General features: G+C 50.9%; 12 protein-coding genes. 8 read left to right on the top strand and 4 right to left on the bottom strand.

What is annotated here, in order from left to right; translation table 11 throughout:
• Positions 1-332: 332 nt before the first annotated feature.
• Together BLU99_RS07425 and BLU99_RS07420 are read right to left on the bottom strand one after the other, a co-directional pair.
• Positions 333-962, bottom strand: coding sequence for a hypothetical protein (locus tag BLU99_RS07425; RefSeq protein WP_091900702.1), 630 nt, complete (start codon positions 960-962; stop codon positions 333-335).
• A 43-nt stretch (positions 963-1,005) separates the two neighbouring features.
• Entirely contained in the window at positions 1,006-1,404 is a 399-nt protein-coding gene (locus BLU99_RS07420) for an FKBP-type peptidyl-prolyl cis-trans isomerase (protein ID WP_091901123.1), read from the bottom strand.
• 90 nt (positions 1,405-1,494) lie between these two features.
• On the opposite strand from BLU99_RS07420, the gene BLU99_RS07415 reads away from it, so the two are divergent.
• The 4 genes from BLU99_RS07415 to BLU99_RS07400 all read left to right on the top strand — a co-directional run bounded on the left by BLU99_RS07415 (position 1,495) and on the right by BLU99_RS07400 (position 5,333).
• On the top strand, positions 1,495-2,043 hold the full coding sequence (locus BLU99_RS07415; RefSeq protein WP_091900700.1) for a DUF3267 domain-containing protein: 549 nt from the start codon (positions 1,495-1,497) through the stop codon (positions 2,041-2,043).
• Positions 2,044-2,051: 8 nt separating this feature from the next.
• Positions 2,052-2,582, top strand: coding sequence for a hypothetical protein (locus BLU99_RS07410; RefSeq protein ID WP_091901121.1), 531 nt, complete (start codon positions 2,052-2,054; stop codon positions 2,580-2,582).
• A 180-nt stretch (positions 2,583-2,762) separates the two neighbouring features.
• Complete coding sequence (locus tag BLU99_RS07405) at positions 2,763-3,695, top strand: FimB/Mfa2 family fimbrial subunit (protein ID WP_144006112.1); 933 nt, start codon at positions 2,763-2,765, stop codon at positions 3,693-3,695.
• A gap of 102 nt (positions 3,696-3,797) precedes the next feature.
• Positions 3,798-5,333, top strand: a complete 1,536-nt coding sequence (locus tag BLU99_RS07400; protein ID WP_091900696.1) for a lipopolysaccharide biosynthesis protein — start codon at positions 3,798-3,800, stop codon at positions 5,331-5,333.
• 75 nt (positions 5,334-5,408) lie between these two features.
• Here BLU99_RS07400 and BLU99_RS07395 read toward each other — a convergent pair whose 3' ends face one another.
• Entirely contained in the window at positions 5,409-7,370 is a 1,962-nt protein-coding gene (locus tag BLU99_RS07395) for a glycoside hydrolase family 97 protein (protein WP_091900694.1), read from the bottom strand.
• Between the two features lie 19 nt (positions 7,371-7,389).
• A complete protein-coding gene (gene nagB, locus BLU99_RS07390) occupies positions 7,390-8,184 on the bottom strand; it encodes a glucosamine-6-phosphate deaminase (RefSeq protein ID WP_091900692.1) in 795 nt (264 codons plus the stop codon).
• Positions 8,185-8,343: 159 nt separating this feature from the next.
• On the opposite strand from nagB, the gene hflX reads away from it, so the two are divergent.
• The 4 genes from hflX (at position 8,344) to BLU99_RS07370 (ending at position 16,274) form a co-directional block, all read left to right on the top strand.
• Positions 8,344-9,681, top strand: coding sequence for a GTPase HflX (gene hflX / locus BLU99_RS07385; protein ID WP_091900690.1), 1,338 nt, complete (start codon positions 8,344-8,346; stop codon positions 9,679-9,681).
• Between the two features lie 69 nt (positions 9,682-9,750).
• Positions 9,751-11,604: a DUF4954 family protein gene (locus BLU99_RS07380; RefSeq protein WP_091900688.1), complete on the top strand. Its 1,854-nt coding sequence runs from the start codon at positions 9,751-9,753 to the stop codon at positions 11,602-11,604.
• 83 nt (positions 11,605-11,687) lie between these two features.
• Complete coding sequence (locus BLU99_RS07375; RefSeq protein WP_091900686.1) at positions 11,688-14,591, top strand: M16 family metallopeptidase; 2,904 nt, start codon at positions 11,688-11,690, stop codon at positions 14,589-14,591.
• Positions 14,592-14,624: 33 nt separating this feature from the next.
• A complete protein-coding gene (locus BLU99_RS07370) occupies positions 14,625-16,274 on the top strand; it encodes a fumarate hydratase (protein ID WP_091900684.1) in 1,650 nt (549 codons plus the stop codon).
• Position 16,275: the final 1 nt, after the last annotated feature.

Raw genomic sequence — 16,275 nt, 5'->3', positions numbered from 1 at the left:
ACGCACGCTTTTTCCGTCGTGACCTTCATTCGTAATCCCATGCGATATATGGTTGATATCGAGGGCAAATATAGGCAATTTGTCTGAAACGGCCAAATGTGTGAGGGGGATTATTTGTATTTCATGGGTAAGCGTGTGATATTTGGCACACAATATTTACAAATCGCATACCACCATGAATCCGCATAAAGAAAGGGCAGGGGCAAACTGGGAGTTTCATGCCGGTAAAGTAACAGAAACCTGGCAGGAAACTCCGACTTTCCTGCCAGGTAAAAACAAGTGGCCCCGAAATGTCCGCAACTAGGCTATCGTTTATTCACCTGCTCACCTATTTAATAGTTAAAAAAGGGCTCATCTCCTTTGCCAGTTACAAGGCGCTGATTGTCTATATACAATTCAAAGCCATATCTTTTGGGGCCATTCGGAAGAGAACGCTTCTGCCTAAAAAGAGTAATCGTATATGGCACCGAGTCACACATTTGCTTTGAGTCACAAACCATATATGACACCGAGTCACATATTTGCTTAGAGTCATGGAATGAAATACTCTCAAAATATGCCTCCTTAGGAACATCTTCAAAAACGTACTCGTTACCTACCAGATATCCAATGCCATAGGATAATGTCCGTTCACAATGTATACTATCTATATGTAGTATGGTTTTATGATCTTTTTCAGAGATACTGATACTATTATCCCAATTGAATTTTATGTCAAGAATATGCTTGCTTCCATCACCGCTATAACATGGTATTTCTCTAAATGACATACCTTTATGAACATAAATATAGTGATTATAATCATATAGCCGAAATCTAAATGTTCCCTTTTTATCGCTCGGGGCTGTATAATCTCTAACATCTATCTGTTCAAATTTGGGGAATGGAATTGTAATGTATGCTACAATACCCACAACAAGAGTGATAAATGCTGCTAATGCTATTTTATTTCTCGTTTTCATATTGATATATTTGAAATGATCGTTATGATGAACTTAGGGAGTGTCATGCGATAGACAGGAGTTCGATCTCGAAGATCAGGGTTGAACCGCCGGGGATGCCGGGCTGGGAGAACTTGCCGTAGCCCATCTCGGCAGGGATGTAAAGCTCCCACTTGTCGCCGACGCGCATCTGTTGGATGGCGATGATCCATCCTTCGATGAGGTCGCAGAGACGGCAGGCCAGAGGCACACCGCCACGACTGCTGTCAAACTGTTTGCCGTCGATCGTCCTACCCGTGTAGTGGGCAGTGATGATACTACGCACGGTTGGCTTCGCACTGTCCTGGTTGCCTTCGCCCAGCACCTTGTAATAGATGCCCTTGGGCAGTGCCTTCACGCCCTCTTCCTTGGCCTTGGCCTCCAGCCAATCCTTGTTGGCCTGTATATACTCTCGCTTTGCCATAATCATAAACAATCCTAAATAATCGGTGCAAAAATACGAAAATAATGGGAATAATGAGTACCTTTGCAGAATAAAAAATGTTTTGTGAATATGTCAGAAGAGAACAAACGTAAAGTGTCGATAAATATAGTCAAGGCGAATCTCTTTGCCTTTGTCATCCTGCTGGTGTCGGCAGTCGTGTTTCTGGTGCCGTTCTATTATATTTGGGTAGGACGCAAGCCGCTGGCGGAGCTGTTGGGCAGCGAGACACAATGGTATGTGGCTTTCTTTGGCTTGATAGTCGGCGTCGTGATACATGAGCTTATTCACGGTATCACATGGGCCTGTTATGTGCCAGGCGGATGGAAGAGCATCAGCTTTGGCGTGATGTGGAAGATGCTCACCCCCTATTGCCACTGCGATGAGCCGATGCGTATCCCAGACTACATAAAGGGAGCCATGATGCCTTGTATCGTGATGGGTATCATCCCCTCGGTTGTGGCGCTGCTCATCGGCAACCTGCCCTTGCTTTTATGGGGCATCTTCTTCATAGGTGGAGCCGCTGGCGATATTTGGATGACTTGGCTTCTGACCAAGGAGGATCCGAAGAGCATGGTGCTCGACCATCCCACAGAGGCTGGCTTTTACATTCTTGATTGAAAAAGATGATGGAGAATTTTGAAGAGCAACTACACACTGACCTGCATCAGTTCCTGCTGAGCATCAAGGAGGTGGACGAGCGGCTGCCGGAGTGTCCCGACGTGGAGGATAAGTGGGAGGCGATAGCCAAGGCTTACATCCCCGACGGCATCCGTGAGTTCCAGGACTTCCCCTCGGCCTCGCTCGGCTGGATGATGTATATCGGCATGGCTGTGGCGAAGATGTGGGACACGGAGTGGGAGATCTATTCGAAGATCGAGGACCTCTATGTCTATATGCGCGACAAGCGGGGCTACGATGCGATGGACGAGTATATCCGCGAGGAGGTGCTGTCGCTACAGGGTGCCGACTATATCGTGCTGGAGAAGGTGACGGGCGAGTGTGCCTCACGGGTGTATAACGCCTTGATGCACCAGCGTCTTGAACCTGGCACGAAGGAGGCCTTCGAGGGGTATGTCGCCTGTCTGCGTCAGCTCTACCTGTATGGCGCTGCCATGCAACTGCGGCGTATGGGCTATCACATGACGAAGATGGACTGATATAGGAGATGAATCCTCGGTCCGGAAGGGTCTTAGGTTGAGATGACAGTGTGGGGAAGTGGCTTGTCGTGTATGATAAGAGTAAAAAAATATTAAATATCCAACGGGTTTAATCGGAATGTGACAGGTTTAAGTTAACTTTGCAGTGTATAATCGTTGTTTAACTTAAATGGTAACATTATGAAGAACAAGCACTTCTGCTTTTCTTATACAGGTCGTGTAGGCAGATCGCTGTCATGCGTTCTCGTGAGTATGATGATGCTCTCTATGGCATCGTGTGAGGAAATGAATGCCGATGATCTTTCTGAGGCCGGTGACAAGGAAACACCCAATGTTGTGGTGCGTGTCGCCAGCTTCGAGCAGGTGCCCTTTCCTGCCAGGACGAGGGCGGCAGTGGGGGAGGTGAGTACCCGACTGAACATCGCGGTCTATGACGAGACGGGGCTGCGGGTAAAACAGGTGAACCAGAAGGCGGGAGACACGGGGTTCGGACAGGTGGGCTTTCTCCTGCCAGCAGGACACTATTATCTGGTGGCTCTCGCACACAACAGTTCCAAGAACCCGACGATGACCAATGCACAGAAGATCAGGTTCTCCAATCAGTCGGAGGGCATAGGCTATTCAGACACTTTCCTCTATGGCGGCAGTCTGATCGTCGGTGACGAGCCGGTAGAACGTGTATTGTCCCTGAGGCGTATCGTGGCGAAGGTGCGCTTTGAGCTCGATGATGCACCGCCGTCATCCGTCAATAGGATCCGTTTTGCCTATGAGGGAGGGTCGGGCACTGTTGACGCTACGACGGGCTGGGGTGTCGTCAAGTCGAAACAGAAAGAGTTCTGTGATGTCGACAGAAATGTCAGACAATATGAGATATACACGATACCGCGCGAAGACAGCCAGTATCTGACGGTGACGGTGGAGGGTTACCAGCAGACGGATTCTTGCTTGGCAGTGCTGACAGAGAGACAGATAGACAGTATCCCGATTACGCGCAACCGTATCACGGTCTGTCGTGGAAATCTGTTCAGTCGTGAAGCGTCTGCGACACGTTCCAGCTCGTTCTCCTTCACCGTGGAAAATGAATGGGAAGAGGGGCAGACTATATTTTTCTAATCTTTTCTTGTCTGTATCGAAAAAAATCAGTAAATTTGCACGCAAATTGGAAAGATGCTGCCAGTTGGATAAGAAAAAACAGCTGGCAGATTCCTCTATGATATGAAGCAGTTAGACGCTAAACAGGTGATATTCAGAAATTCGGTGTTCCTTTTCGTAAGGAGCATCATTGTCATTTTGTTGGGTTTCTATGCGGCTCGAGTTCTGTTGGAGAAATTGGGCATAGAAGATTTCGGTGTCTATAATATCGTGAGTGGCGTCGTGCTGATGTTCCATTCCTTGCGTATCTTCTTCTCCTCTGCGATACAGAGGTTCCTTAATTACACGAAAGGACTGGGCGACGAGAAACAGCAGAACAAGATATTCAATACAGGTGTGCAGATACAACTGGTGCTGGCAGGCCTGTTCTTCGTCTTGATGGAGACGGTGGGACTGGTGGTGTTCATGCACTTGAACCTGACCCCGGAGCAGTTCTCTGTGGCCAAGGTCTTGTTCCAGTTGGCCATCGCCACGGCCATTGTCTCGATGATGACCGTGCCCTACGATGCCTTGCTGATAGCCAACGAGCGGATGGATGTGTATGCGCTGTTCTCCATCATGGACTACGCGCTGCGCCTTGTCATCATCTTCCTGATATCTATCGGCCCGTTCGAGCAGCTGATCAACTATTCCGTGCTGTTGCTGGTGGTGACGATCCTGATGCTGACGGTCACGGCTCTCTATTGTCATCGTCATTTCGTCGAGTCGAAGTTCCACTGGCTGTGGGATAAGTCGTTGATCAAGGATATGGGTCGCTTTGCCGGTTGGAACTTCCTGGGTAATACGGGTAACCAACTGACACACGAGGGTGTGAACTTCATCCTGAACCTCGCGGGAGGTGTCACCGTGAATGCGGCGCGTACCATCGCCTATCAGATGATGGGTGGTGTCAGCACGCTGGTGACGAACGTGAATACGGCCTACAAGCCTCAGATCAACGCCTCGGCTGCCTATGACGAGAAACGTACCTTCTACAAGCTGTTGGGCTATAATGCGAAGGTGACGTTCATCTTCTACCTGCTGATCGTGGTGCCGCTGCTGATCTTCGCGCGTCCCATCGTCCAGTTCTGGTTGGGACATGTGCCTGAGCATGTCATCCCCTTCCTGCTGGCCATCAGCATCTATCATCTGCTGCGCTCCCTTCATGAGCTGGTGAACCAGTTCTTTATCTCTATTGGTGAGATGAAGGAATATCAGATCATCGAGATCTCTGTGATGATCCTGATTCTCCCGTTGGCCTATTTCCTGCTCAAGCAGGGACTGCCGTTCTGGACGGTGTTCATCGGGATGTCTGTGCTGGAGGTGGTGAACCACTCTGCCACGGTGTGGGTGGCAACCAGGAAGTTTAAGTTCCCCTTCATGTATTTCGTCAAGGAGGTGTATACGCCCTTCCTGATGATGACACTGATCTCCGTCCTGATCTTCTGCGGTGCCTATTACCTGAAATGGTCGGAGGTGGACGGTCCGCTGAACGGTCTGCTTCATGTCATGGCCACGGAAGGTCTGCTGCTGCTTGTCACCTCGGCATTCTTCCTGAAGAAAGAGGAACGCAAGGATATGGTCAGGATCATCTTCCCGTGGCGGAGAAAGAAGGATTAAAGAGAAAGAATGAATAAGACATATAAAGCCCTCATCAATCGATGAGGGCTTTTTCGTTCTGTGACTGTCGGCGGATCAGTAGATCACCATACCGCCGTTAGACTGTAGTGTGATCTTGGCCCGTCCTTTCTTGTCGCGCTTGAGCGTGGTCTGTATAGGCGCTCCTTTCGTGTCGTCTATATAGAGTGTCGCGTCATCGGATAGGAAGGAGAGGTCGAGGGTCAGCGTGATCGGCTCTTTCTTGGCGTTGAGACCAGCCACATACCAGTCGTCGCCATGTCGACGGGCAAGGATGATGTACTTGCCGGGATAGCCGTCGATGAAACGGGTCTCGTCCCATGTCGTAGGAAGCTGGCGCAGGAAGTCCATCTCAAACTGGGGCAGTTCGTCGAGGTTGTTGGGCTGCATGGCCACACACTGGATACTGGTCTGCATGATGATACCTGAAGCCAACTCGAAGATATCGGTCGTCTTACGACGATGACGACTCTTATTGTCCTTCGAGAGATACTTGTTCATGATGATGCCGCCCCAGTCCATGGAGGCTGTTGCATTCCGGCAGAAGGGGTGGAGGGTGAGGTCGAACGGCTGACGGATGGCTGCCCCTTCATTGAAGAACACGTTCTCACTGGCCAGGACGGCCTCGGAGGCCACGTAGTTGGGGTACATGCGCTCCCATCCGCGAGGAACGGTACAGCCATGGAAGATGACCTGCAGACCGTATCGGTTGGCATCACTGAGGATATCCTCATAGAGACGCATGGTCTCCTGCTTGTCGCCACCGAAGAAGTCGACCTTGATGCCCTTGATGCCGATGCGCTGCATCCATGCCATCTCCCGTTCACGGGCGATGTTGGTATTCATGCAGTCGCGTGGTCCTTGGGGCGCGTCGTTCCAGAAACCGTTGGAGTTGTACCACAGCATCAGATGAACCCCTTTCGACTGGGCATACTGGGAGAGTTCGGCGATGCGCTCACGACCGATCTGTGTGTCCCACCAGTTGTCGACAAGGCAGTACTCGAAGCCCATGGCCGAAGCCAGGTCGATGAACTTCACCTGGTCGTCGTAGTTGATGGAGTTGTCTTGCCAGATGAGCCAGCTCCAGGTGTAGCGCCCCGACTGGTAGTCGGTGGAGGCTTCGTAGAGAGGAGTCACCAGGTCGTAAGAGATGGTGGTCTCAACGATAGGCTTCAGACTGGTGCCCACGGTGATCGTGCGCCATGGGGTCTCACCGGGAAGGGGAATGCCGGCATACTCCGAGCCGAACCCGTTGTTCTCGCCTTTGTCGGGGTAGGCGACGGTATAGCCGGTGCCCGACTGGTAGTCGGAGAGGTGAGAGCCGCAATAGCCACTGCTCACACCTGTCTCGGAGACCAAGGCCCAGCCCTCCTGCTGACTCTTTCCGCCTTGAACATGAAACAGTGCCGGGAAGATATAGCCATGACCGTATTGGGATCTGACGGCCATGGGGGCGTCGGCAGAGTAGCCCTCCTCATAGCTGGGCTTCGTCTGTTCCCAACCAGTCTCTGGTCCGATCTGAGGAGAGATGAAGGTGGTGGTCCTGTCGGGGAACAGGAAACTGCTTTTCTCTTGATAGACGACCGCGCGTTTGTATTCCTTGCCATCGAACTGCTGACGAGGGATGCTGTAGCGGAAGGCGATATCGTTGTTGCTGACCTGGAAGATGATGCTGAACGTCCGTCCTTCCTGATTCTCGAAGTCGAGTGTCAGTTGGTTGGCATGGTATTCGGACGAAGCGGTCTTGGTGCTGCGCATGGTATAGCAGTCGAACACTTCCTTTTTGTGACAATTTTTCATGGTCAGTCCATGCGTGAAGTCGCCAACACTTGTCTTCAGTCCCAGGGAAGATTTCTCAAGCACTTGTAATCCGCCGAGCGTGGCGGCATAGGTTACGTCCCCATCGTTGGTGCTGATAGTCACCTGCAGATTGCTGTCTGGGGATAAAACCGTAACGTCATCAGCCTGGGTGAAGACTGATGACGTTAGGAAGATAGAAAGGAAGAGGGTCTTTCTCATTCTCTAATCTTCATTTGTGTTAAAGAATATTGTCACTCTCGATGTCCTTAAAGTACTTGTAGGTGGCAACTTTCAGCTCGTCGGCAGCCTCCTCATCGCACACGATGATACCGTGCTCGTGCATCTGCAGGGCACTGATGGTCCACATGTGGTTGACACTACCCTCGATGGCAGCCTGCAGGGCGCGAGCCTTACCGTGACCGTTGGCCAGGATCATGACCTCACGGGCATCCATGACAGTTCCCACACCAACAGTAAGGGCGTGAGCAGGCACGTTCTCGGGATTTCCACCAAAGAAACGAGAGTTGGCGATGCGTGTGTCAGTGGTCAGGGTCTTCATACGTGTTCTGGAACGAAGTGAAGAGCCCGGCTCGTTGAAGGCGATATGTCCGTCGGGACCGATGCCGCCGATGAACAGGTCGATGCCGCCAGCCTCGAGAATCATCTGCTCATAGTGCGCACACTCTGCGTTCAGGTCGGGAGCGTTGCCGTTGAGGATATGAATATTCTCTTTGGGACAATCTATATGATCAAACAGATTACGTGCCATGAAAGCGTGGTAGCTTTCCGGATGTGTCTCGGGCAGGCCAACATACTCGTCCATGTTGAATGTGATGACATTCTTGAAGGAAACTCTGCCTGCGCGGTTTGCTTCCACCAGTGCGTTGTACATGCCTATGGGAGAAGAACCGGTCGGCAGACCCAGCACGAACTTGTGATCGGGTGTCGGGTTGAACTGATTGATACGCTCGACAACATGGTTTGCTGCCCACTGGGACAATTTCTGGTAGTCGTTTTGAATGATTACTCTCATAATAATTAATTGTTTTAGATGGTCTGAAATTTTTGCAAAAGTACAAAATTCTAGAAAAACAGACACAGGATTCTTCGTTTTTTTTTATTAATCTGTGTTAATCTGTTTCATCTGTGACAAAAAAGAAGTATCTTTGTAAGCAAATTGAAGAAAGTCTGAATGAAAGAATTTGTAATATCTGAAGCAAAGGCGGAAACGGCCGTCTTGGTTGGCCTGATTACGAGGGAGCAAGACGAAGCGAAAACCAATGAATATCTTGACGAATTGGAGTTCTTAGCCGACACGGCAGGTGCCGTGACGGTGAAGCGGTTTACCCAGAAGGTGGGCGGACCGAGTCAGACGACATATGTAGGCAGCGGAAAGCTGCAGGAGATTAAGGAATATATCAAGCAGTGCCAGGATGCCTATGACGAGGCGATGGATGAACTGAGCGAGTGGCAGTTGGCTAATGGCGGACAGATGCCCGACGGTGTGGAGATTCCCCAACCTGTGGGTATGGTGATCTTCGACGACGAGCTTTCTGCCAAGCAGATCCGGAATATTGAGAAAGAACTACAGGTGAAGATCCTCGATCGCACCTCACTGATCCTGGATATCTTTGCCATGCGTGCCCAGACGGCTGAGGCCAAGGCGCAAGTGGAACTGGCCCAGCACCGTTATATGCTGCCCCGTCTGCAGCGATTGTGGACACACCTGGAGCGCCAGGGCGGTGGCTCCGGCTCTGGTGGTGGTAAGGGTAGTGTGGGTCTCCGTGGTCCTGGTGAGACCCAGTTGGAGCTCGACCGTCGTATCATCTTACAGCGTATCACCCTGCTGAAGCAGCGCCTGGCTGAGATCGACAAGCAGAAGACCACCCAGCGTAAGAACCGTGGTCGTCTGATCCGTGTGGCTCTTGTGGGCTATACAAACGTGGGAAAGTCGACGATGATGAACCTGCTTGCCAAGAGTGAGGTGTTTGCCGAGAACAAACTGTTTGCCACCCTTGACACCACGGTCAGGAAGATGACCATCGACAATCTACCCTTCCTTCTGGCTGATACCGTTGGATTCATCCGTAAGTTGCCTTCCGACCTCGTGGAGAGCTTTAAGAGTACCCTCGACGAGGTGCGCGAGGCTGATCTGCTGGTACACGTGGTGGATATCTCGCACCCAGACTTCGAGGAGCAGATACGGGTGGTGGAAGAGACACTGAAAGAGCTTGGCTGTGCTGATAAGCCGGCACTGCTCGTGTTCAATAAGATCGATGCCTATACATGGGTGGAGAAGGAGGAGGACGACCTGACGCCTCTGACGAAGGAGAACTATACGCTGGAAGACCTGCAGAAGACCTGGATGGCGAAGACGGGTGAGAACCAGCATTATCTGGAGTGTATCTTTATCTCGGCAAAGAACAAACAGAACATCGATGAACTCCGTAATATCATCTACAAGCGAGTACGCGAGTTGCATGTTCAGAAGTATCCGTATAACGACTTCCTCTATACGATAGAGGAGTAGACGAGGGAGATGAGGATGGATGAACGTATCCTAATTAATGAAGTGAAACAAATTCAAAAATAAGTATTTATGAGTGACTACAGACAACTCACGCCATCAGAGATTGAGGTGCTGGAGAATAATGTCTGCTGGGCGGAGGACTGGCAGAAGGTGAAGGTGCATGAGAATTTTAAGCCGTATAATTTCCATCGTGTCGTATTCTATGGCGATATCCGTCTGGGAGAGTTCAACAAACAGGTGGAGGTGAGCAAAGGCTTCTTCAAGCATTCTGGTATTAATGACGCGACCCTGAGAAACGTCACCGTCGGTAATGATTGTCTGATAGAGAAAGTCGGAAATTATATCAACAACTATACGATAGGCAATGACTGCTATCTCTCGAATATCTGTACGCTGGAGACGACAGACGACGCCACCTATGGTGAAGGTAGCATCATCAGTGTGCTGAATGAGATGGGCGACGGAAACGTGACGCTCTTCAGAGAACTGAACAGTCAGATGGCCGCCTTCATGGTGAAATACAACACCGACAAGGAACTGAAGCGTATCCTCGAGCAGATGATTGAGGATGAGTTGCGCGTGTCAAGACCGGAACGCGGATTTATCGGCAATAACGTGAAGATCATCAATGCCAAGGATATCACGAACACCATCATCAAGGGCGACTGTGAGATCAGTGGGGCTGCTCGACTGAGTGAGTGTACGGTGATGAGCTCGACGGATGCGCCTGTGTTTATCGGCACGGGCGTGATATGTGAGAACTCGATCATCTGCGACGGTTGTTCCATCAATAATTCCGTGAAGATGCAGGATTGCTTCGTGGGAGAGGCCTGTCAGATTACCAACGGGTTCACGGCCGAAGCCAGTCTCTTCTTCGCCAACTCGTTCATGGCCAACGGTGAGGCCTGTGCCGCCTTCTGCGGTCCGTTCTCGGCTTCGCATCATAAGAGTTCACTGCTCATTGGCGGTGAGTTCTCTTTCTATAATGCCGGCTCAAACACCAACTTCTCGAACCATGCCTATAAGATGGGTCCGATGCACTGGGGAACACTGGAGCGCGGTACGAAGACGGCTTCCGGAGCCTATATCCTGATGCCTGCCACCATCGGTGCCTTCTCCGTCTGCTTCGGCAAACTGATGCACCATCCTGACACCCGTAACCTGCCGTTCTCTTATCTGATAGCCTATGGCGACCAGATGGTGCTGGTGCCAGGACGTAACATCACAACAGTCGGTCTGTATCGTGATATCAAGAAATGGCCGAAACGTGATAAGCGCTCGAAGCTGTCGCGTAAGAGTATCATCAACTTCGACTGGCTGTCGCCTTTCACTGTGGGAGAGATTATGCAGGGTATCAAGATCCTGGAAGACTTGCGTCACGCCTCGGGTGAGAATGTGTCGAGCTATAACTTCCACGAGTATGTGATCAACGCCTCTTCTCTGCGCAAAGGACTGAAGTATTATGATATCGCATTGCGTATCTATATGGGTGCCGTCCTGAAGCGTGCCCAGAGAGAAGGTTATATAGGGAAGCCCGTTAGTAGTATCGGCAAGGGCAAATGGGTGGATCTGAGCGGTCTGCTGATGCCAGAGAGTGAGGAGCAGCGTCTGATTAGTGATATCAAGGGAGGTGTCTTTGACAATATCCAACAGGTGCTTGACCGCTTTGCCGATATCCATAGCAGTTACCGCGACTATCGTTGGGCATGGAGCTATCAGATGATTCTTGACTATTACCATCTGGACGAACTCGACGAGGCTGCCTGTGAGCGGATCCGCGAGGATTATGTGAAAGCCCGTCGTACATGGATTGCCGAGATCCGTAAGGATGCGGAGAAGGAATATGCCATGGGTGATGTGGAGCAGGAGGTGTATGAGGATTTCCTCGAGAAACTCGATCATGAGGTGGATTATGAGAATTGAAGGATTGAAGGATTGAAAAATTGAAGAATTGAAAGATTGAAGAATTGAAGAACTTAATTGAATATACAATTTACAATTACACAATGAGAACTAAATTATTATTGACAGTATGTGGTCTGATGCTTGGTATGAGTGTTCTGGCCAGAGACTACAAGTACGCCACGGTTGATGGCGACTTGATGAAAACGCGTATTTATACACTTGATAACGGTCTGAAGGTGTATCTCTCCGTCAACAAGGAGAAGCCCCGTATCCAGACCTATATCGCCGTGCGTACAGGTTCGAAGAACGACCCTTCAGAGACAACGGGCTTGGCTCACTATCTGGAGCATCTGATGTTCAAGGGCACAAAACAGTTCGGTACCAATAACTATGCTGCCGAGGCTCCTCTGCTCGACGAGATTGAACAGCGTTATGAGACTTATCGCAAGCTCACCGATCCCGAGGCTCGTAAGCAGGCCTATCATGAGATCGACTCTATTTCTCAGGTTGCCGCCCAGTATTTCATCCCCAATGAGTATGACAAACTGATGGCGGCCATCGGTGCTGAGGGGTGTAATGCCTATACCTCGGACGATGTCACCTGCTATATGGAGGATATCCCGTCGAACGCGATTGAGAACTGGGCAAAGATTCAGGCAGACCGTTTCCAGAATATGGTGATCCGCGGTTTCCATACAGAGCTGGAGGCCGTGTATGAGGAGTTTAATATCAGTCTGACTAACGACTGGCGCAAGCTTCAGGCCGCGATGAACAAGATGCTGGCTCCTACGCACCCCTATGGTCTTCAGACCACTATCGGATCGCAGGAGCACCTGAAGAACCCCTCGATCACGAATATCAAGAACTATTTCAACAAGTGGTATCGTCCCAATAATGTGGCCATCTGTATGGCTGGCGATTTGGATCCCGAGAAGACCATCGCCATCATCGACCAGTACTTCTCAAGTTGGCAACCAGGCGACGATGTGCGCCAACCTGTGTTCCCCCAACAGCCTGTATTCACCCAACCCAGGGATACAACCGTCGTTGGTCAAGAAGCCGAGCAGATCTGGATGGGCTGGCAGGCCAAGCAGGCCAACTCCTTACAGGCCGACACCCTCGAGCTGATGGAGGATGTACTAAATAATGGTCGTGCGGGACTCTTCGATCTGAACCTGGTACAGAAGATGAAGCTACAGAAAGCCAACGGAACGTGTCAGTTGGACCATGACCTGGGTGAATTTATGGTGATGGGAACACCCAAGGAAGGTCAGAGTCTCGACGAGGTGAAGGCGCTCTTGCTCGCTGAGATCGACAAGCTGAAGAAGGGTGACTTCCCAGACAACCTCCTGCCCAGTATCATCAATAACAAGAAACGTAGATACTACCAGAGTCTGGAGCGCAACGAGGTGAGAGCTGATATGTTTGTGGATGCTTTCATCAATGAGATAGACTGGAAGGATGAGGTCGGCAAACTGGATCGTATCTCCAGAATCACGAAGCAGGAGATCGTTGATTTCGCCAACCAGTTCTTCACAGATGGTTATGCCGTGGTGTACAAGCGTCAGGGCGTCGACTCTCTGCAGAAGAAGATCGATAAGCCTGCCATTACACCTATCCAGGCTAACCGCGACATGAAGAGTGCCTTCGTACAGGCTATCCAGGACTCGGAGGTGGAGCCTATCCACCCCCGCTTCGTGGACTTTGAGAAGGATCTCACTGTCGCTAAGACAAAGAAAGGACTCCCTCTATACTATGTGGCGAACAATACCAACGGTCTGTTCGAACTCTTCTTCCGCTACGATTTCGGAAAGAGCGCAGACAACCGTTATAGCGTTGCCGCAGATTACCTCGACCTCCTGGGTACAGAGAAACTGAGTGCCACTGAGGTGCGCCAGAAGTTCTATGAGCTGGCCTGCGATATGGATGTGAGCGTAGGTGCCGATGCGACGTATGTTTATCTTTATGGTCTGAACGAGAACATGCAGCCAGCCCTTGAGTTGCTCGAGGACCTGATGAGTAACGCCAAGGTCGACAAGGAGGCTTATGAGGCTATGGTGAAGAAGGTGCTGAAGAATCGTGAGGATGCCAAGAAGAACCAAACAGGTTGTTTCAACCATCTTCTGGCCTATGGAATATATGGTGTGCGCAGTTCTCTCAGTGATGTGCTGACCGAGAAGCAGTTGAAAGAGACTGATCCTCAGGTGTTCGTCGATCTGCTGAAGAACCTCAGCAACTATGAGCATACCGCCAACTACTACGGTCCGCTGAGCGTGGATAAGATCTCGGCTCTTGTTGACAAGTACCACAAGACGGCTAAGAAACTCCAGGCTGTGCCTCAGAACAACTACTACGTGAAGCAGGAGGCCAACCAGAACGAGGTTTGGATAGCTCCCTTCGATGCCAAGAATATCTACATGCGTGCATACCATAATGAGAACCGCGACTGGCATGTCGATGAGGCTGCCGTGATGTCGTTGTTCAACGAGTATCTGGGTGGTGGTATGAATGGTCTCGTGTTCCAGGAGATGCGTGAGGCCCGTGGACTGGCCTACAATGCTGGTGCCATATATAACCAACCTAACAGAAAGGGTGAGACGGAGTCGTTCTTTACGCATATCGTCACCCAGAACGATAAGATGATGGACTGCATCAACCACTTCAAGGAGATCTTTGACGAGATGCCGGCCAGCGAGAATGCCTTCAATATTGCGAAGGAGGGTCTCACGAAACAGCTCGCCAGTCTGCGTATCACGAAGGAGAATATCATCTACCATTGGTATGCCATGAAGAACCTGGGATTCGACTTCGATTTCAACAAGAAGATCTATGAGAATCTGCAGAAGGTGACGCTTCAGGATATCGTGGACTATGAGAAGGCTAACGTGGCCAACAAACCGCTCCGTTACCTGATCCTAGGCGATGAGAAGGAGCTTGATATGGAAGCGCTGGAAAAGATCGGTCCTATCCGCCGCCTCACGATAGAAGAGATATTTGGATATTGATATATGAATAAGAGACATTAAACAAATACTAGTATGGCAAAAGCAGTTGAATTTAAGTATGCCCCGATGTTTCAGGTGGGCAAGGACAACACAGAGTACAGGTTGCTCTCCAAGGAAGGTGTGAGCACCGCAGAATTTGAGGGAAAGGAGATCGTGAAGGTCTCTAAGGAAGCCCTGACATTGTTGGCTCAGCAGGCATTCCACGATGTGGAGTTCATGCTGCGTCGCGAGCATAACGAACAGGTGGCCAAGATCCTCACCGATCCCGAGGCCTCGGAGAATGATAAGTATGTAGCCCTGCAGTTCCTGCGTAATGCAGAGGTGGCCTGCAAGGGCATCCTGCCTTTCTGTCAGGACACGGGTACCGCCATCATCCATGGTGAGAAGGGTCAGCAGGTCTGGACTGGCTTTGAGGATGAGGAAGCCCTCTCGCGGGGTGTCTTCAATACCTTCACGCAGGACAATCTGCGCTACTCGCAGAATGCGCCGCTGAACATGTACGACGAGGTGAACACCCGTTGTAACCTCCCTGCCCAGATCGATATCGAGGCTACCGAGGGTGCTGAGTATAAGTTCGTGATGGTGGCCAAGGGTGGTGGCTCGGCCAACAAGACCTATTTCTATCCGATGACCAAGGCGACCATCCAGAACGAGGGTACGCTCATCCCCTTCCTCGTGGAGAAGATGAAGTCGCTGGGTACAGCCGCATGTCCTCCTTATCACATCGCCTTCGTGATTGGTGGAACCTCAGCAGAGAAGAACCTGCTCACAGTGAAGCTCGCCAGCATCAAGTACTACGACGGTCTGCCTACCACAGGCGACGAGACGGGTCGTGCTTTCCGCGATGTCGATCTCGAGCAGAAGCTCATCAAGGAGGCTCAGAAGATTGGACTCGGTGCCCAGTTCGGTGGTAAGTATCTGGCTCACGATATCCGTGTGGTTCGTCTGCCGCGTCATGGTGCCAGCTGTCCTATCGGCATGGGCGTGTCTTGCTCTGCCGACAGAAACATCAAGGCGAAGATCAATCGTGATGGTATCTGGCTGGAGAAGATGGACGCTAACCCCACAGAGCTGATTCCTGAGGAACTCCGTAAGCCGGGTGAGGGCGGCAAGGGTATCGAGATCGACCTCAACGAGGGTATCGATGCCGTACGTGCAGAGTTGAGCAAGTATCCTGTCTCTACCCGTGTGAACCTGAAAGGTACCATCATTGTGGCCCGTGATATCGCTCATGCCAAGCTGAAGGCGCGTCTGGATGCTGGTGAGGGCATGCCCGATTACTTCAAGAAATATCCTGTGCTGTATGCTGGTCCTGCCAAGACACCAGAGGGTTATCCCTGTGGTTCGATGGGTCCCACCACGGCCAACCGTATGGATCCTTATGTGGATGAGTTCCAGGCTAATGGCGCCTCACTCGTGATGATTGCCAAGGGCAACCGTTCCGACGTGGTGACAGAGGCTTGTAAGAAGCATGGTGGTTTCTACCTGGGCACCATCGGTGGTGTGGCTGCCGTCCTCTCTCAGTCGAGCATCAAGAGCATCGAGTGCGTAGAGTATCCTGAGCTCGGTATGGAGGCTGTCTGGAAGATTGAGGTGGAGGACTTCCCCGCATTCATCCTTGTCGATGATAAGGGCAACGACTTCTTCAAGACCTTGAAGCCTTGGACACCATGTGCCAAGTAAA

This window comes from Prevotella sp. lc2012, assembly GCF_900107065.1.
Taxonomy (GTDB): domain Bacteria; phylum Bacteroidota; class Bacteroidia; order Bacteroidales; family Bacteroidaceae; genus Prevotella.
Note: the sequence above shows the minus strand (reverse complement) of the source record. Positions and strands in the feature narration are given on the sequence as shown.

Excerpts from the sequence above, each read along its gene's own strand:
- BLU99_RS07380 (WP_091900688.1), top strand. The coding sequence starts at position 9,751 with ATGAGTGACTACAGACAACTCACGCCATCAGAGATTGAGGTGCTGGAG.
- BLU99_RS07370 (WP_091900684.1), top strand. The coding sequence starts at position 14,625 with ATGGCAAAAGCAGTTGAATTTAAGTATGCCCCGATGTTTCAGGTGGGC.
- BLU99_RS07420 (WP_091901123.1), bottom strand. The coding sequence starts at position 1,404 with ATGGCAAAGCGAGAGTATATACAGGCCAACAAGGATTGGCTGGAGGCC.
- BLU99_RS07375 (WP_091900686.1), top strand. The coding sequence starts at position 11,688 with ATGAGAACTAAATTATTATTGACAGTATGTGGTCTGATGCTTGGTATG.
- BLU99_RS07405 (WP_144006112.1), top strand. The coding sequence starts at position 2,763 with ATGAAGAACAAGCACTTCTGCTTTTCTTATACAGGTCGTGTAGGCAGA.
- BLU99_RS07395 (WP_091900694.1), bottom strand. The coding sequence starts at position 7,370 with ATGAGAAAGACCCTCTTCCTTTCTATCTTCCTAACGTCATCAGTCTTC.
- hflX (WP_091900690.1), top strand. The coding sequence starts at position 8,344 with ATGAAAGAATTTGTAATATCTGAAGCAAAGGCGGAAACGGCCGTCTTG.
- BLU99_RS07400 (WP_091900696.1), top strand. The coding sequence starts at position 3,798 with ATGAAGCAGTTAGACGCTAAACAGGTGATATTCAGAAATTCGGTGTTC.
- BLU99_RS07410 (WP_091901121.1), top strand. The coding sequence starts at position 2,052 with ATGGAGAATTTTGAAGAGCAACTACACACTGACCTGCATCAGTTCCTG.
- nagB (WP_091900692.1), bottom strand. The coding sequence starts at position 8,184 with ATGAGAGTAATCATTCAAAACGACTACCAGAAATTGTCCCAGTGGGCA.
- BLU99_RS07425 (WP_091900702.1), bottom strand. The coding sequence starts at position 962 with ATGAAAACGAGAAATAAAATAGCATTAGCAGCATTTATCACTCTTGTT.
- BLU99_RS07415 (WP_091900700.1), top strand. The coding sequence starts at position 1,495 with ATGTCAGAAGAGAACAAACGTAAAGTGTCGATAAATATAGTCAAGGCG.